This is a genomic window from Lactiplantibacillus sp. B652 (assembly GCF_023806745.1).
GTDB classification, from domain to species: domain Bacteria; phylum Bacillota; class Bacilli; order Lactobacillales; family Lactobacillaceae; genus Lactiplantibacillus; species Lactiplantibacillus pentosus.
Genome location: NZ_JAMSKY010000002.1, coordinates 426,951 through 445,231, shown reverse-complemented (window position 1 = coordinate 445,231; position 18,281 = coordinate 426,951). Strand labels below are relative to the sequence as shown.

Genomic DNA, 18,281 nt, shown 5'->3' with positions numbered 1-18,281 from the left:
ACTCAGACAGTGACTCAGATAGCGACAGCGATTCCGACTCAGACAGTGATTCTGATTCAGATTCCGATAGTGACTCTGACTCGGACAGCGATTCCGATTCCGATAGTGATTCAGACTCAGACAGTGACTCAGATAGCGACAGCGATTCCGACTCAGACAGTGATTCTGATTCAGATTCCGATAGTGACTCTGACTCGGACAGCGATTCCGATTCCGATAGTGATTCAGACTCCGACAGTGACTCAGATAGCGACAGCGATTCAGACTCAGACAGTGATTCTGATTCAGACAGCGACTCAGACTCCGACAGCGATTCAGATAGCGACAGTGATTCTGACTCGGACAGCGATTCTGACTCGGACAGCGATTCCGATTCTGACAGTGACTCCGACTCGGACAGCGACTCCGATTCTGACAGTGATTCAGACTCGGACAGCGACTCCGATTCAGACAGTGATTCCGACTCCGATAGTGACTCGGACTCCGACAGTGACTCCGACTCGGACAGCGATTCGGATAGCGACAGCGACTCAGATTCCGACAGTGATTCCGACTCAGACAGCGACTCAGATTCCGACAGCGATTCCGATTCTGACAGCGACTCAGATTCGGATAGCGACAGCGATTCCGATTCCGATAGTGACTCAGATTCCGACAGTGACTCGGATTCCGACAGCGACAGTGATTCCGACTCTGACAGTGATTCAGATTCCGATAGCGACTCAGATAGCGACAGCGACTCAGATAGCGACAGCGACTCGGATTCCGACAGCGATTCAGACTCCGATAGTGATTCAGATTCAGACAGCGACTCCGATAGTGATTCAGATTCAGACAGCGACTCAGATTCTGATAGTGATTCTGATTCGGACAGCGACTCCGATTCGGATAGCGACTCGGACTCAGACAGCGATTCAGACTCCGACAGTGATTCTGATTCAGATTCCGATAGTGACTCGGATTCCGACAGCGATTCAGACTCCGATAGTGATTCAGATAGCGACAGCGATTCCGACTCTGACAGTGATTCAGATTCCGACAGCGACTCAGATTCCGACAGTGATTCCGACAGCGATTCAGACTCTGACAGCGATTCAGATTCCGATAGTGATTCGGATAGCGACAGCGATTCAGACAGTGATTCAGACTCCGACAGCGACTCAGATAGCGACAGCGACTCAGATTCCGATAGTGACTCAGACTCGGACAGCGATTCCGACTCGGACAGCGATTCCGATTCCAACAGCAACACCGGATCTGGTTCTGGCAACAATTCCGGCAGTAACTCCGGTAGTGGATCGGATACTGAGACTGACTCAGATAGTAGCTCATCTGACTCGAACAGTGGCTCGACTAGTGGAACAAACAATACCGGTTCAACGACGAATACTGGTTCTTCTACTACTAGTTCAAACAGTAGTACTTCAACTGGAACGTCAAATGGTACCGTGGCTTCAAGTTCAACTAACTCGACGTCGGCTTCAAGCGCTAGTGCATCAACTGTAGCTGCAACGAGTGGTGTTTCAGCCACAGCTGCTACGTTGGCAGTTGCATCGCCATCAAGTGATGGTGCAGCAACCACGTCAACGACTGCTGCAACTCCAGTAGCTTATGCGGCTGCAAGTGCGCAGAGTACGGCAACCACTGATTCTGAAGATGGGACGACTTCAACATCATCTGACTCAGACACTAAGGGATCAGATAGTGATGATTCGGATACGGATGATAAGTCCACTGATACCGACAGTACGAATGATAAAGTTGGTACAGGCAATACAGATGAGAATGGCAAGACTGCATCTGACACAAGCAATAACGCTGGAACGATCTTTGGCGGGTTGCTTACAGCAGCTGCAGCGGCCGGACTCGGCTGGTGGTTCTTCTTGTTCGGCCGTCGTCGTAAGAAAGATGATGACGAAGATGAGGATCAACAAAAATAGTTTGAATTCAAAGTAACTTTGTTAGCACTGTAAACGAAACTCGGTGTAAAATTAAACTATTGACCAAAGCGGGCTGAATAGGCCCGTTTTGGCATACATATAAAAGAGGTCGTAACATGCAGAAATCAGTTGTGAAAAAGCTAAAACAGGCGCTTATTGATATTGGTAATCTACAGAATGATGCAAGTCAAAAAGTGACTTTGGCATTGTCAGTTTCAGACAAGCGACATCGTGCGAGTGTGAAATTTTATCGTGGTGATACATTTAACGATGTTTGGCAATCCATCGCAAAGGTACTGGGCGCAACGTCAAATAATAGTTGGGTGCGCTTGGATATCGTGCAAGGAGTTCAGGTGCTAGCACGCAAACTTTTTGAAGAAAAGCTTTTCAAGATTACTAAAATGAACTTTTGGCGCTATGGCGTTAGTTTTGACGCTGATTTTAGGACGGCACTGCTTGAAACCGAAATTAACGGCCAAGCATTCTTCAAACCAAGCAAGGCGTCTCGAGTTGGTGACGGACATGCTAATTCATGGGCTGATTACGATCGCATTGCCGATTATCTGAAGACGCGTGAGCCGGATTTGGACGTCGATATTGCGCAGGCGTCACATGTGTGGAGTTTTACGACAAGTGGGGTGTTCTTTGACGGCCAGCAGATTCATACGCTAGAAACGGATGGCTATCTGGAAAAAGGCATCCGCAAGATCACCAATGAACGTGAGACAATTAACCAGGTCATTTCCGAGGGTGAATCTTATTTAATGCGTCAGCTTGATGATGCCGGAAAGTTTATCTACGGATACTTTCCAGCATTACAACGTGTGTTGACCAGCTATAATTATTTGCGTCACTTTTCGACCGTCTATGCGCTACTGGAGGCCGCTGAACAGACAAAGCGTTCAGCAGATTTTCCGCGAATTAAACGAGCGCTGCAGTGGGGCATCGATCATTCACTCCTTAAAGTGGATGACGCCGTGTATTTGAGCGATAAGGACGAATTGAAGCTGGGCAGTCAAGCGATGTTAATTCTGGCACTTTGCAAGTATCAGGAATTATCACTGGATCGAACTTTTTCACCAGTTCTGCAGCAGGCGTTCAATGGCATTAAGAAATTCTGGAACTCCGAGACTGGCTTTATCCATGTGCTAAACGAGGACTTAACGCTCAAATCCGGATTCCGAATCATCTATTATGATGGTGAAGCCGTGTTTGCTTTATGTCGGTTGTATGAGTTACAACCCAATGATGAGACGAAGCAGTTGGTTCGTGAAATGTTGGATCGAATGGTCGCTAACGATTATGGTCAGTTCCACGATCACTGGATTGCTTATGCCATCAATGAAGCACTTTCGGTATTTCCAGACAACCAAGATTATATGAAGTTGGGCATCAAGAATGTGTTTACGCATTTTAACTATATTAAGAACCGGGTCCATGCTTCGCCAACCTTGCTAGAGTTATTGGATGCTTCCCAAAAAATGGTGGACCGCATTCAACGTTCTGGAAATGACGAATTGTTGGCTGATTATGAGGTTCCAGTTCTTCATCAATTGATGCATCGTCGAGCCCTTTATGAGATTCAAGCCGGTGCTTGGCTACCAGAAATTGCGATGTATTTGTATCGGCCGGAAAAATTCGTTGGTGGCTTTTATGCCCGTGATGATAATTTCCGTACCCGAATTGACGACTCTGAGCATTTTCTTTCAGGTCTGGTTAATTATTACAACTACACATATCGGCAAGCATAATGTGAACGGAAGAAAGGGTGGACTGTATGTTTTACTTTATCAATGAATATATTTTGGGTAAGAACTCGAGCGTTGAACACGCGGCAATTAATCGGGTGAAACTCTTCAATCATCATAAGGCACCAGCAAAAATCGTGACGAAGATGTATGATCGGTTATTACATCAAACGATGGGTACTTTTGGGTTAGCCAATGAGCAAGTACTCAATATGTTTGACTATTTTCAGGGAACGACGGATGTTCCGGTCAAAGTCTTACATACCGAAGATATGCGGCTGCCTAAGGAATATGCCGTAGAAGTCGGCGCCAATTTTAGTAAAGTCTTCAACGGCGATGACTTGGTCAGCAACGTTGGCTTCATTCCGGGGACGATTGGGCGTGTCTTCTATCAAGAATTTTTCGATAATCAAGGCAATTTGACGGCCACGGACCTCTGGGATTGGCGGGGCTTTAAGTCGAGCACACAGTATTTTGGCCAGAACGGCAAGTTGGTTTTAGAACGCTATTACAATCTACAGGGCCAGACCGTCATGGAACAATATTTCGTTCCAGATACGAACGGTAATCCGTTAGCGTCTCGTTTGATTCTGAAGAACTATCGCGGCCAAGTGGAGCGGTTCTTCCAGGATGCAAATCAGTTATTCCGGTTCTTCTTAGCTGAATTAAGTCATGAGGATCAGGACACGACGACGTTTATCAGTGACCGCCCTGGGACTAGTGTGGTGCCATTACTGGAACTTCAAGACGATTCGCACAAATACGTGACCGTGCCGATTTATCATGCCAAGGACATCAACGATCCGGTCCACGCACCACTGGACGGCTTCTTAACGCCAGCTTTTGATAACTTACAACACTTTGATGGCTTTATTACGAGTACGGAAAGTCAAGCACAACACCTCAAAACGCGGTTTAGTAAGGCGAACGTGACCGTCTTACCGGCAGTGACGACTAGTCCGATGGCGCAAAGTAAGCTGCGGCCAATCTTAGAACGGCCCAAAGAGTTGTTATACGTTGGTCGAATCGCACCAGACCGTCAGCTAGACCAGTTGATCAGAGTGATTGCGCTCGTTAAGCAACAGCTACAAGACGTACAGTGTGATTTCTATGGTTATGGGGATCCTGAGTACATCAAGACGTTGACGAAATTAATTGAAGAATTGAAATTGACCAATAACGTTCATTTATTGGATTATCATCCCGACTTAGAAAAACGGTATGACGATTACCAAGTCCTATTGAATACCGACTTAGTGGATGGCGGCCCAATGAGTATGCCTGAAGCTATGAGCCATGGGATTCCAGTCGTTAGTTATCGCTTCAATTATGGCCCTAAGGACTTTATTAACGATGGGCAAGATGGGTTCGTCGTGGATGCCGGTAATCAACTGGCAATGCGCGACCGGGTCCTGGAGTTGATGACGGATACGAAGAAGTTGACGGCGTTTAGTGAAGCAGCCTTTAAGAAGATGCACACCTCCCAGACTGAACTGAAAGTTTGGCACCGTTGGCAACAATTATTAGGGCTTAAGTAGGAGGGACGCTTATGTATTATTTCTTAAACGACAACATGCAGTTTTCAAAATCAGGAATCGAACAAGCTGAGATCAATCGGCTGAATTTATTTAAAAAGAATCAGGTCGCGGCTAAAATCGTGACACGGATCTTTGCCATGAATCTGCACGACGTTCTTGATGGCGCGCAGATTGCGAATGACGATTTTGTCAATCTCTTTGACTTCTTCAATGGCAGTACCAGTGTCAAACGCCAGGCGTTCAACCTCGCTGACTTTGAAGTGCCCGCTGACGCCATTAAGACCCGTAAGGACAACCAAGTTCAAGTCGTTGAACATGGTAAGTTAATCATGATTATTTACCTACGGGCTGGGACTGAGGCTATTAGCAACGTTCAGTATTTTGATGTTAATGGTCGGACGCTCAAGATGAGCTGGTGGGATACGCGTGGCTTCAAATGTTTGGAACAGCTTTTTGATTGGGACGGTAAAATCGCCCAGGAAGCTTACTTTGGTCCCGATGGGTTGATTCATATCGAAAAGATTCACTTGCTCAACCATGCCGGCCAAGAACGGGTGACTTGGCGGGTACTGAACTATCACGGTCAAAGTCATACATTTAATGGAATGAACGAGTTGACCCGGTTCTTCTATGATGAGTTAAATCAATTAACGGATGATCAAAATGTCTTTATCTGTGACCGGACCGTGGAATGTGCTTGGGGACTCTTCAATATGAAGACGCCCGCCAAGAAAGTCTTGCACTTACATAACAATCATGTGAGTGACGCTAACGATATTCTACATTCAACGCTCAATAACAACTATGCGAATGCCTTAAATAACTGGCAAGAGTGGGATGCGGTCATCTCGGCAACGCCCGAACAGAGTAAGGACGTCGCTGCCCGGTTTGGAACCGCGATTCCGGCGTTTACCATTCCAGTCGGCTATGTAACTGATGCGACCTTGGCTGAACAACCAGTGGCCTTTGATCAGCGCCAAAAGCACCTAGTTGTGCATGTCGCACGGTTGGCACCCGAAAAGCAACAGAATCATTCAATTGAGGCCTTTATTGAAGTCCACAAGCAATTCCCAGATGCCAAGCTCGAGCTGTGGGGTTACGCTAATGGTGATATCGAAAAGCAATTGCACGCACAGGTTGCAGCGGCTCACTTAGAAGATGTCGTGCTGTTCAAGGGTTACACCACGGACGTTAATGCGGTCTACAATCGTGCCCAATTGGGATTGTTGCCAAGTCGTGCAGAAGGGTTCTCGTTAATGCTATTGGAAGCACAAGCACATGGGTTACCAATGGTCGCGAATGATATCAAGTACGGCCCAAGTGACATTATCCAGAATCATCAATCCGGTGAATTAACGACTGACGGTGACGTTAAGCAGTTAACGGCCACGATTGTGGACTTATTGAAGGACCAAGATAAGTTGGCGAAGTACAGTGCTCAGGCTTATCAGAATGCCAAACGTTATTCGGAGGAAGCTGTATTCAAGCAGTGGCAAGCGTTGTTGGATTATTTCGCACCTGCCAAAGTAACGGCTTAACTCGTTTTAGTGGCTAGGAGGACTAATAATGTTAATGATAATGACCATTTATGGGACTGTTAAAATGTTCACCCGGTTGATTGTCTATTGCGGCATTGGTGGCATTGTCCTGATCATACGTCACCACAATCGTAAGAAGCGGCGCCAGGAGATGGAAGAAGGCACCAAAAAAATCATGCGTGAGACGCCTAAAGACGAGAACGGCAAGTATCCGTGGGAGAAGTGAAATCCAACTATGGATATAGCAAAAACCACTAAGTTAAGAAATTAGCTTAGTGGTTTTTGACGTTAATATAATCGGAACGACCAATGACTTCACTGAAACGCGGATGGTAATCCATTAAGTGACTAGGCTAGCCAAGTAGCGTGACCAGATCGGACGTTCAGTAGCAATATGCCATGCAATTCATTTTACAAAATCAGCTCAATTAAAAATCAGGATTCACAACCAATTAAGGGCTGTGAATCCTGATTTTTAGTTATTATCGTTTTTGAATCGCCAACAGATACGGTGGGACGTGGACCTGATTGACGAATTGGTACTGAAGGACTTGGAATTGATGCTGGTCCAGACTTGTGGCGTAATCTAAGACCGCCTTAGCTTCAGCGGCGCCACCGGGGTGACCAGCGTAGACCAACAGAATAATCAGGCCATTGGTCACGAGCCGTTCTTGAATCGCTTTGATGGCGGTTAACGTGGTCGTCGGTTTCGTAATAATCGATTTGTCGCCACCGGGTAGGTAACCGAGGTTGAACACGGCACATTTAATCGGTTCATCCGCGGCAATCTTATCCGCAATGTGTTCGTGGCCGGTCTGCCAGAGCGTGGCCTGATGATTAAAGCCAGCTGCGGTCAATGCTTTGGTTGTTGCAGCGATGGCAGCGGGCTGAATGTCGAAGCCATCCACGTGTCCCGTCGTGCCGACTAGCTTGGCGAGATAGACCGTATCATGGCCGTTGCCGACCGTGGCGTCAATCACGTGATCACCAGGATTGACGACTTGATTCATTAGCGCGTGGCTGAAAGCTAATGCCGAACTGAGTTGAATGAGAGTGACCCCCTTGATTAATTCGTTTGCTTAAGATGGTCGCTTGAGTGGTCCGTGTCGATAGGGGCCGCTCAAACGCGTACTTATATATAGTAAAACACTTCCCAGTAAAAGACCACCAATTGTATCGCTCGGATAGTGAACGCCAACGACGACGCGGCTAATCATCATTAGCAGGATTGCCGCACAACCGAGCACTGCGAGCAGATTTGTCTTGGGCTGGCGATGCCAATAATCGAACGCGAGCACGAGCAGGCTACCGATTAAGACGGTCGTTGTCGTGGAGTGTCCGCTTGGGTAGCTGTAGCCGCCAATTTCTAGCAGGCGCCAGGCGGTTGGGCGTGGCCGCTGAATGACCTGTTTGACCAAGTAGTTGCCATAACCAGCCAAGATCCAGGTGTTTCCCCAGAAAAATAGGGTGGCGCGCTGGTCATGACGAAGCCAGATGGTCGCCCCAATCAGCAGTGTGATGAGCGTAATCGCGTGTGGATTGCCGAGTTGGGTGTAGCCGACCATTATTCGTTGAAACCACTGCGGACTCGCATGCCAGAAGTTGGCGACGTGGGTGTCGAATTGGACTAGCCAGGTGACCCGTTGCCAGACCGCGGCCGTCCAGCCTAACCAGATGAGAAAAATCACGGCCATTACCCAGTCGGAATGTCGCCAAGCGCGTTGTTTCAAAATGAATCCTCCAATGACTAATTTATTGAAATAATTATATCATTTTTATGGCACACTTGATGATGAGTCGATGAGAATTTTTATGCCTGAGTCGGTCGCGACCCCTTGAAAAATGCGCGGTGGTTTGCTACTATGAAAACAATAACTTTACGACTCTGAGAAGGATTAGTAATCGGTGGTGTTTTACAGAAACTCCGTGGTGGTTGCAAACGGGGACTCACCAGCGACGAACTCACCTTTGAGTCATCCGGCTGAACGCACTTGTAGGCACGGACGTGGTTTCGCGTTAAGATTCCCAAGAAGCCACGATAACGTGGAATCATAGGTGGTACCGCGGAACCCGTTTTCGTCCTATAAGCATAATTGGCTTATAGGATTTTTTTGTTTTTTAACGGGCATTCGCAGATACTCAACCGACAGCTCATCTCACCGTCGCAATGCTAGCTTTACATACAAGGCAGCAAGAAAGGGGCACCATTATGGCATACAACCATAAAGTCATTGAACGCAAATGGCAACATTATTGGAAGGAAAACAAAACCTTCAAAACACTCGACACAACGGATAAGAAGAAGTATTACGCCTTAGACATGTTCCCATACCCATCGGGCCAAGGATTACACGTTGGACATCCAGAAGGCTATACCGCGACGGATATTATGTCACGGTTCAAGCGGATGCAAGGCTACAACGTCTTACATCCAATGGGGTGGGACGCATTCGGCCTTCCCGCAGAACAATATGCGCTCAAGACGGGCCACAACCCGAAGGACTTTACGGCTAAGAACATCAAAAACTTCAAACGCCAGATTCGCTCACTTGGTTTTTCATATGACTGGGACCGCGAAGTCAATACGACTGACCCTAGCTACTACAAGTGGACGCAGTGGATTTTTGAACAGCTCTACAAGAAGGGCTTAGCTTATGAATCTGAAACGTTAGTCAACTGGGCGCCTGACATGATGGGCGGGACGGTCGTTTCTAACGAAGAAGTTGTTGATGGCAAAACGGAACGTGGTGGTTACGACGTTTACCGGGTCCCAATGAAGCAATGGAGTCTCAAAATCACCGCTTATGCTGACCGGTTGATCGATGACTTGGATGACATCGACTGGCCAGAAAACATCAAGGAACAACAACGCAACTGGATTGGCCGTTCCGTTGGGGCCTCGATTCGTTTCAAAGTAGCCGACCAACCAGAAGACACGGAAATCGAAGTCTTCTCAACGCGCCCGGACACGTTATTTGGGGCCAGCTACATGGTCTTGGCACCAGAACACGACTTAGTTGAACAATTGACGACGCCCGAACAAGCGGATGCAATCGAAGCCTACAAGCAGAAGATCGCTAGCAAGTCTGACCTCGAACGGACTGACTTGAACAAGGACAAGACCGGGGTCTTCACTGGTAGTTACGGTATCAATCCAGTCAACGGTGAAAAATTACCAATCTGGATTGCTGATTACGTCCTGGCTTCATACGGGACGGGGGCAATCATGGCCGTGCCTGCTCACGATGACCGTGACTTTGAATTCGCCAAGAAGTTCGATTTGCCAATCAAACCGGTCATTGCTGGTGATAACGACTATGACCAACAAGCTTACACGGGTGATGGCGAACATATCAACTCTGGCTTTGTTGATGGCCTCGCTAAGCAACCTGCTATTGATAAGATGATCGACTGGTTAGGCGAACATCATGCCGGTGAAAAGAAGGTCAACTACCGCCTACGTGACTGGATCTTCTCACGGCAACGTTACTGGGGCGAACCAATTCCAGTTATTCACTGGGAAGACGGCGAGACGACCTTGGTGCCTGAAGACGAATTACCATTACGTTTACCAGCAACGAAGAACCTGGAACCATCCGGGACAGGTGAAAGCCCACTCGCTAACATCGATGACTGGGTTAACGTGGTCGACGAAAATGGGCGGAAGGGTAAACGTGAAACTAACACGATGCCACAATGGGCGGGGAGCTCATGGTACTTCCTGCGCTACGTTGATCCACATAACCGTGAAGCCTTAGCCGATTACGACAAGCTGAAGTACTGGTCACCAGTTGACTTGTATGTCGGTGGCGCTGAACACGCCGTCTTGCATTTACTCTATGCCCGTTTCTGGCACAAGTTCTTGTATGACTTAGGCGTTGTCCCAACCAAGGAACCATTCCAGAAGTTAGTCAACCAAGGGATGATTCTTGGGGACAACCACGAAAAGATGTCCAAGTCACGCGGTAACGTGGTCAATCCAGATGACATCGTTGACCAATACGGTGCTGATACGCTGCGGTTATACGAAATGTTCATGGGACCGTTGGAAGCTTCAATTCCGTGGAGTACCGATGGGTTACACGGGGCCAACAAGTGGATCGAACGGGTCTGGCGGTTAATGATTGATGAAAACAACCGCGTCCGCGACCGGGTCACGACCATCAATGACGGTAAACTCACTAAGGTTTACAATGAAACGGTCAAGAAGGTCACCGAAGACTACGAGGCAATGCGGTTTAACGTCGCCATCTCACAGATGATGGTCTTCGTGAACGAAGCCTACAAGGTAGACGATTTGCCAATCATTTATATTGAAGGATTCGTCAAACTTCTGTCACCAATCGCGCCACACTTGTGTGAAGAATTATGGTCACTATTAGGCCATGACGACATCATCACGTACGCGGCTTGGCCAACTTATGATGAATCTAAGTTGGTTGAAGACACGGTCGAAGTGGTCCTCCAAGTTAATGGTAAAGTCCGTTCCCACGCAAAGGTTGCGAAGGATATGGGCAAAGACGAGCTTGAAAAATTAGCGCTCGCCGACGACAAGATTCAGGAATTCACTGCCGGCAAGACTGTCCGGAAAGTCATCGCCATTCCTGGCAAGTTAGTCAACGTGGTTGCTAACTAGTTCGACTGAATGACGCTACAATTAGATTGAATGAATCGTGGTCCTGACCCGTTGGGGTTGGGGCACGATTTTTTTGATTGAATCGGATGCCATTAGTCGGTATTCGCCGCGCCTTTGTTCGGTGAACAATGGTTCGTTGGCTGGAAGTCGCCGGGTTTTACGTGTGCCAGAGGTGCATTCGTTGGTCAATGGGTATCGCCGCTACTATGCTGGATGTGGTGGTGTTGGGAGAAAAATGTAACGGGTTTGTTTTTTAGTATTGATGATGATTGAAAGGTGTCGATTACTAAGGTCAAAAACCGCCAGCTGAGAATCGCTGGAAACAGTGCGAGTTATCGTAAACCTGCCGTGATAAGTTCGTCCTAGACCGGCTTCCAGGTATTCGAAAGGATGACATGTGCTGACCCAACTTTTTGTCCGATTAGTCGTTGGTTCCTTGGTACACGGTTATTCTAATATTGAACTGTCAGACTGGTTTCTAACAATTGTTAAACTCTTCACTCATGGTTTAAGCCTTCGGACAAGTAGCTTCATGGAACCTGATAGAACTTTTTCTGGTTGATTGATATAGCAAGACTTCAACTTATAAACGAAGACGATCTTCTCAGTACTCAAACGCCATAAAGTATCATCAATCCCGATTAAAAAATTGCCTGAAAAACCAGTCACGTAATATTCAGTGGTCAATTGTACCCAGATAGGTGGTCGTTCATCTGCCATTCGAACGGATTCCCGACTGGAGGGGTTGGCTGACAATGCTCAGTAGCCAAATTATTCTTAGTCGGAAGTGGGTTGTTTCCGGCTTAGAATAAGACTCGTTTTTGAAATTACGCAGTGATTTTCTGCGTGAGTTCAAATCGATGTCGGCTTACGTTCCAGCAATTGTCAGCCGGCCCCGGAAGTCGGACTAAGACGATCACTGGCTGACGAGCAGGAATCTAAACTGGCACATTTGAATCATGATTCAAGGGACACCAGGTTTCAATCGTAAGTGGTAACAAGTTATTCGGTATCATTAAAGTTCAGTTAAACTCTGGCATAAGGCTGGAATTGAATTGCAACTTGCTTGTTTTTCATCTAAAATGATTAGGATTGAATTAAGAAAGTGGGTTACGAACATGTCTGAGGAATCAAAAGCTAATCAGCCCAAGACAACACACGTGAACTCCGAAGCTGAAGCGCACCAAAAGATGGTCCGGGGCTCAGCTTGGATGACGGCTGGGAGCCTCTTTTCACGGGTTCTGGGAGCCATTTACATTATCCCGTGGGTGATTTGGATGGGCGCGGATTATACGCAAGGAAACGCCCTCTATGCCAAGGGGTATAATATTTATAGTTTTTTCTTACTGATTGCTATCGGGGGGATTCCGTCCGCGATTTCCAAGCAGCTTTCCGAATATAATGCGATGAACGAGTATGCGGTTGGTCAGCGGTTGTTCAAACGGGGCTTGTTGTTGACGTCCGCGTTTGGGATCGTTGGTGCGATTATTTTGTGGTTCGGTGCTGGTGCAATTTCAACGGCGTTCGGGGGCTACGATGCCAACTTGATTCCAGTTCTACATGCACTGGCAATCGCCCTGGTCATCTTGCCGTCCATGTCGTTGACGCGCGGTTTTTTCCAGGGGTACCAGCAGATGGCGCCGTCTGCGATTTCACAATTTGTGGAGCAAGTGTTCCGCGTCATTTACATGTTGGGTGCTACTTACTTTATCATGCGCGTGGCTCACGGTGACTGGGTCGATGCGGTCACCCAGTCCACGTTTGCGGCCTTTGTCGGTGCGGCAGCGAGTTTCTTACTGTTAGGTTGGTACTATTTTCGCAAACGACCGGAATTGAATGCATTGGCCGCCCAGAGTGAGAATCAACTAGTGATTCCTGTCTGGCAGTTGTTCCGCGACATCATTATTCAAGCGATTCCGTTTATCGTTATTGATACGGCGACGACGGTGTTCAACTTGTTGGACCAAGCGACGTTCCAGCCAATGATGCGCCTTATTTTCCATTTGGGCACCAAACAAATCGATACCTTGTACGCTTACTTTGCGTTTAACGCCAATAAACTGGTTATGATTATCGTCTCGTTGGCCTCCGCGATTGCGGTCACGGTCGTTCCGATTTTATCTGAATCGTTAGCCAGTCATAATATGCGTAATATTCGCAAACAATTGGAAGATTCCATTATCCTGTTCTTATTTATCATGATTCCAGGGGCGTTAGGGATGGCTGCAGTGGCGCAACCACTGAACACGTTGTTCTATAGTTATGACCAGATCGGCACGTTGATTTTACAGATTTCGGCGTTTACGGCGATTGCCCTCGGGTTCTTCACGGTGATTTCAGCGCTGATGCAAGGCTTGTCACGGAATCGGGACATTATCCGATACTATCTGATTGGCTTATTGGTCAAGATCATTATTCAGTTCCCATGTATTTACTTCCTGTCGACGGCCGGTCCATTAGTGGCGACTGCAATCGGGATGATGGTCGCAAGTCTGATGGCAATGTACGATTTGGAAGTCAACTTTGGTATTCGGTACGTCAAGTTATTGCCAAAAATCAACCGAATTTTGGTCTATTCAATTTTGACATACGCCACTGCACGGCTAGTCGTTTACGGTCTAAACTTCATTTTGAATGAACATAGTAAGACCCAGTCGTTCTTGATCGTTGCACTGGCTGTTATCGCCGGTGGGGCAGTCTACGTTTATTTGGCGCTGCGCTCACGGATGGCAGACTTGATGATTGGGACCAAGGCAGCCGGTTTACGACGGAAACTAAGAATTAAATAGGTGAATTATGCGAGTAGATAAATTTTTACATGCAATGCGAATCGGAACACGGACCCAGGTGCGGCGCTTGATCAAGGATGGTCATATCACCGCAAATGGCGAACCTGTGATTTCGGGCAAACAACAGATTGATCCCGGCAACGATGCGGTCTTTTTAGACGACGCGCCGGTCCGGTATCAACAATATTTTTATTATGTGATGAACAAGCCGGTCGGGGTGATTACGGCGACGACGGATGCCTCGGCCAAAACGGTCATGGATCTCTTCAATACGACCGATTTCCGCGATGACTTATTTCCAGTCGGACGCTTGGACAAGGATACGGAGGGCATCTTGGTGATTACCAATGATGGCGCTTTGTCCCACGACCTCTTATCGCCCAATCACCACGTCACGAAAGTTTATCAGGCTGAAGTGACTGGTGAGATTACAGCGGCCCAACTGGCTGCATTTAATGACGGTATCACGTTAAAGGATGGCACTGAATTACAGCCAGCTCAAGCAGAAATCATCCAGTTCCACGAGATTGAGAACTTTACCACGATTGAAATCAAGATTCATGAAGGTAAGTATCACCAAGTCAAACGAATGGTCGGGACCCTCGGTGAACGGGTCGTCGGTTTACGCCGCATCAAATTCGGGTCACTGACGTTGCCAGTTGGCTTGTTGGCGGGGAACTATCGCGCTTTGACGGACGATGAAGTCGCTGCTTTGAAGGCGGATGCGCATCAACCGGTCGGCGAATAAGTCGCGGCGCAGAGACCTGTACGACACTGCGGGCTGTCCATCAGACATTTTAATGATAGACAAAAGGCCGTTTCAAGTGGGTATGCCTGAAACGGCCTTTTAGTCTGTCAGCGATTAAACTGTGTGTCCACATGCGAGCCCCAAATGACGTCCAGTACGCGACCGGTTCAGATGATTAGTAGGCTGCGAGTGAGTCGTTGTAGGCAGTGAACCCATTTAAAGCGCAACCGGTTCCCCGTCAGCACTAGGATTCGGCGGGGGTCTCCTGACTGAAACGGTGCATATAGCGCGGAATTTGGGCGCTGATTTGGTGCGGTAAGACGACGTAGCGGGTCGCAGCGAGGTCGTCGGCGATCGCACTGTGTAAGTAGACGGCGCTCAAAATAGCATTGGTGAAGTTGTCGAACTGGCCGACGAAGCCACCAATCATACCGGCGAGGGTGTCGCCCATTCCTCCCGTTGCCATGGCGGGCGTGCCACCTGGATTGAACCAGACGCGTTCGTTGGTGTAGACCGTTGTGCGGTGAGCTTTAACGACCGCGGTCACGCCGAGTCGTTGTTGGGCGTCATGGTTGGCGGTCGGGGTCTGATCCTTGATGGCAATGCCACTCAAGCGTTGCCATTCCATCTGGTGTGGCGTCACCACGATGTCAGTCGCCGGTAGTGCCCGCGAATGTTGCGCCAGTAAAGTGAGCGCTGAGCCGTCGAGCACGAGTCGCTGGGGGGCGTGTGTTGCCGTCAGCACCGTGCTGAGTAATTGATCGGCGACCGTATCCGTTCCCAGTCCCGGTCCAATCACGATAACGTCCATTCCAGCTAATAGTTGGAGCAGGGCATCCGTTTGGTGATAATCCATGACCATTGCTTCAGGGAGTTGGGCATGCAGACTCGTAAAGTTAGTTGGGTCGGTGGCGACGGTTACGAGTCCCGCGCCACTGTAAGTTGCGGCCGTCGCTGCCATGATGATGGCGCCACCAAAATTCTGGTTGCCACCAATCAGCATGACGCGGCCATAAGTGCCTTTATAAGAATCAGCCGGCCGTTTAATGATCGTCCGACTGACAATTTCAGTTGTAATGGGTTGCATCAGGTTGCCAGCTTTCTAAATTTGATTGAGATACGGGCCACGTTTGCCGGTGATATTGCGACCTCAAAATGCAGTTGCGATGGCATTTAGTCGCATTGGTGGCCGCACCTGCGTATACTTTGAGTATACCATTTTCTAAAAGCCGTTACTTACGATTATTAAGTTACCGCGAGCTATGATAAAATTAAGATAACAACAGTGGTTGCGTTTTAATATGCTGAAGTGCGCGACCGAATATCTGGGAGGATTTTGACATGTCAGTTGATTGGAAAAATGAAGCGACAAAGCACCAAGAAGATTATTTAGCAGATTTGACCACGATGCTCCGGGTACCAAGTTTTAGAGATGATAGTCAGGCGACCGATGACGCCCCACTTGGACCAGGCCCTAAACAAGCGTTAACGACGTTTTTAGCGATTGCCGAACGGGATGGCTTCAAGACGAAGAACATCGATAACCTCGTTGGCTATGCTGAAATCGGTGAAGGTGATGAAACCTTAGCAATTTTAGCCCACGTCGATGAAATGCCCGCCGGAAATGGTTGGGATACTGATCCATTCGAACCAACCATCAAGGACGGCAAGATGTATGCCCGCGGTGTTTCTGATGATAAGGGTCCCGGAATGGCCGCCTATTACGGCTTGAAAATCGTCAAGGAACTCGGTTTGAAGCTCAACAAGAAGATTCGGTTCATTGTTGGGACGGACGAAGAAAGTAATTGGACTGGGATGAAACGGTACTTTGAAGTTGAACCTGCGCCAACCTTGGGCTTCTCACCTGACGCGATGTTCCCATTGATCAATGGTGAAAAAGGGAATGTGAGTCTGCAACTGCAATTCGGCCATGAAGATGGTGGCGACTTCAACCTCGTTTCCTTCGATGCTGGCTTGCGGGAAAACATGGTACCACGTGACGCCGAAGCTATCGTGTCAACGAGTGACAACGAACAATTTGCGGCTGATTTTACCGCGTTCTTGGACCAACAACCAGTCACTGGTGAATTGACTGTCGTTCCAGAAGGTGTCAAGTTGGAAGTGGTCGGCAAGGCTGCGCATGGGATGGAACCACGTAACGGCATCAACGCCGGCACTTATCTCGCAACTTTCTTAACCAACTATGCGTTTGGTGACGATGCGGCTGCCTTCCTCGACTTCATCGCGCACAAATTACACGATGATTCACGGGCTAAAGAGCTCGGATTAGCGTTTACGGATGACGTGATGGGTGACTTAACGATGAACGTAGGGTTACTCAGTTTCGACCATCAAAAGGGTGGCCAAGTAACCTTGAACTTCCGTTATCCTAAGGGCATCGAACCAGCTGACTTGACGGCTAAAGTGCAAGCCCAATTACCAGCTGGTGCGACGGTCAGCCAAGGCGATTTCATGGTACCACACTATGTTGATCCTGAAGACCCAATCGTTAAGGATTTAATGGACGTTTATCGCCGTCAGACCGGTGATACGGCCTCACAACCACAAATCGTCGGTGGTGGGACTTACGGCCGGATGATGGCCCGTGGGGTCGCTTTTGGTGCCTTGTTCCCTGATACCGAAGACACGATGCATCAAGCCAACGAGTTCCAGCCAATCGATGAATTAATGGCAGCAATGGCCATTTATGCGGAATCAATCGCCGTTTTAGCGACGGATAAATAATTGATGCTAGGCTGCCATATGTTTGCGGCAGCTGCGGTGATGATGCGTGTCGGTTACGGATAAACGATGAATTTGAAAGGAGTGTCGACGAATGAGTCTCGTACAGCGAATTTTAGTGGGCATTGATACCAGTCACCAATCTCAGTTGGCCTTGCAAGAAGCGATTACGATTGCTGTTGAGCAACGGGCCGCGTTGGATATTGTGACGGTGATCAATACTGAAAAGTTTATCGGGCTGACTCAGGGGCCGATGGGGTTTGGCGCGACCACACCGCAGTCATTGAATGAACTGACGACGATGTTGAAAGCCAACCTCGCGAAGGCCCGTCAGCAGGCAGTGGATGCTGGTGTCACGGATGTCCGGGTTCACTTGCATTCGGGTAACTCCAAGCTGTTACTGGCGACGACACTCCCTGAACGCTATGGCACTGATTTAATCGTCATTGGCGCGACCGGCCTAAACAATGTGGCTCGGGTATTGATTGGCTCCAATGCGGCCTATGTGATTCGTAACGCCGCGTGTGATACGTTGGTCGTTCGAACCGACGAAGACCAGCAACCGGTCAAATTCACCAAGCGTTCGACGCGCCGACTTTAAT

General features: G+C 48.3%; 14 protein-coding genes, 1 pseudogene and 1 other annotated feature. Of the genes and pseudogenes, 11 read left to right on the top strand and 4 right to left on the bottom strand.

Annotated elements, in window-relative coordinates; genetic code table 11:
* The 6 genes and pseudogenes from MZO40_RS04675 to MZO40_RS04655 form a co-directional block, all read left to right on the top strand.
* Positions 1 to 1,506: pseudogene (locus MZO40_RS04675) on the top strand (hypothetical protein); the annotation flags it as partial.
* Positions 1,449 to 1,940 (top strand): hypothetical protein, encoded by a 492-nt coding sequence (locus MZO40_RS17585; RefSeq protein ID WP_263852152.1) that lies wholly within the window; start codon positions 1,449 to 1,451, stop codon positions 1,938 to 1,940. The pseudogene MZO40_RS04675 and the gene MZO40_RS17585, both read left to right, overlap by 58 nt.
* A 116-nt stretch (positions 1,941 to 2,056) precedes the next feature.
* Positions 2,057 to 3,691, top strand: coding sequence for a glycosyl transferase family 1 (locus MZO40_RS04670; protein ID WP_105961930.1), 1,635 nt, complete (start codon positions 2,057 to 2,059; stop codon positions 3,689 to 3,691).
* A 26-nt stretch (positions 3,692 to 3,717) separates the two neighbouring features.
* On the top strand, positions 3,718 to 5,226 hold the full coding sequence (gene asp1 / locus MZO40_RS04665) for an accessory Sec system glycosyltransferase Asp1 (protein WP_105961929.1): 1,509 nt from the start codon (positions 3,718 to 3,720) through the stop codon (positions 5,224 to 5,226).
* Between the two features lie 11 nt (positions 5,227 to 5,237).
* Positions 5,238 to 6,764, top strand: coding sequence for a glycosyltransferase (locus tag MZO40_RS04660; RefSeq protein WP_105961928.1), 1,527 nt, complete (start codon positions 5,238 to 5,240; stop codon positions 6,762 to 6,764).
* 28 nt (positions 6,765 to 6,792) lie between these two features.
* Positions 6,793 to 6,990 (top strand): hypothetical protein, encoded by a 198-nt coding sequence (locus tag MZO40_RS04655; RefSeq protein ID WP_088769739.1) that lies wholly within the window; start codon positions 6,793 to 6,795, stop codon positions 6,988 to 6,990.
* 256 nt (positions 6,991 to 7,246) lie between these two features.
* Here the strand turns inward: MZO40_RS04655 and MZO40_RS04650 are convergent, their stop codons facing one another.
* Positions 7,247 to 7,774, bottom strand: a complete 528-nt coding sequence (locus MZO40_RS04650; protein WP_050340223.1) for a class I SAM-dependent methyltransferase — start codon at positions 7,772 to 7,774, stop codon at positions 7,247 to 7,249.
* 69 nt (positions 7,775 to 7,843) lie between these two features.
* A complete protein-coding gene (locus MZO40_RS04645) occupies positions 7,844 to 8,494 on the bottom strand; it encodes a phosphatase PAP2 family protein (protein ID WP_105961927.1) in 651 nt (216 codons plus the stop codon).
* Between the two features lie 146 nt (positions 8,495 to 8,640).
* Positions 8,641 to 8,851, top strand: a binding site (T-box leader).
* A 122-nt stretch (positions 8,852 to 8,973) separates the two neighbouring features.
* Here MZO40_RS04645 and leuS point away from each other — a divergent pair.
* Entirely contained in the window at positions 8,974 to 11,400 is a 2,427-nt protein-coding gene (gene leuS, locus MZO40_RS04640; protein ID WP_252133131.1) for a leucine--tRNA ligase, read from the top strand.
* 501 nt (positions 11,401 to 11,901) lie between these two features.
* On the opposite strand, the gene MZO40_RS04635 is transcribed toward leuS, so the two are convergent.
* Positions 11,902 to 12,120 (bottom strand): hypothetical protein, encoded by a 219-nt coding sequence (locus tag MZO40_RS04635; protein ID WP_105961925.1) that lies wholly within the window; start codon positions 12,118 to 12,120, stop codon positions 11,902 to 11,904.
* Positions 12,121 to 12,518: 398 nt separating this feature from the next.
* On the opposite strand from MZO40_RS04635, the gene MZO40_RS04630 reads away from it, so the two are divergent.
* The gene (locus MZO40_RS04630) at positions 12,519 to 14,189 is read left to right on the top strand and encodes a polysaccharide biosynthesis protein (protein ID WP_050340227.1); all 1,671 of its coding nucleotides are present in this window, start codon (positions 12,519 to 12,521) and stop codon (positions 14,187 to 14,189) included.
* A gap of 7 nt (positions 14,190 to 14,196) precedes the next feature.
* The gene (locus MZO40_RS04625; RefSeq protein WP_003638377.1) at positions 14,197 to 14,937 is read left to right on the top strand and encodes a pseudouridine synthase; all 741 of its coding nucleotides are present in this window, start codon (positions 14,197 to 14,199) and stop codon (positions 14,935 to 14,937) included.
* A gap of 244 nt (positions 14,938 to 15,181) precedes the next feature.
* Here MZO40_RS04625 and MZO40_RS04620 read toward each other — a convergent pair whose 3' ends face one another.
* Complete coding sequence (locus MZO40_RS04620; RefSeq protein ID WP_105961924.1) at positions 15,182 to 16,024, bottom strand: NAD(P)H-hydrate dehydratase; 843 nt, start codon at positions 16,022 to 16,024, stop codon at positions 15,182 to 15,184.
* Positions 16,025 to 16,278: 254 nt separating this feature from the next.
* Between MZO40_RS04620 and pepV the strand changes: the two genes are divergently transcribed.
* Both pepV and MZO40_RS04610 read left to right on the top strand, forming a co-directional pair.
* On the top strand, positions 16,279 to 17,682 hold the full coding sequence (gene pepV / locus MZO40_RS04615; RefSeq protein ID WP_021336284.1) for a dipeptidase PepV: 1,404 nt from the start codon (positions 16,279 to 16,281) through the stop codon (positions 17,680 to 17,682).
* 91 nt (positions 17,683 to 17,773) lie between these two features.
* Positions 17,774 to 18,280 (top strand): universal stress protein, encoded by a 507-nt coding sequence (locus MZO40_RS04610; RefSeq protein WP_105961923.1) that lies wholly within the window; start codon positions 17,774 to 17,776, stop codon positions 18,278 to 18,280.
* Position 18,281 lies beyond the last annotated feature (1 nt).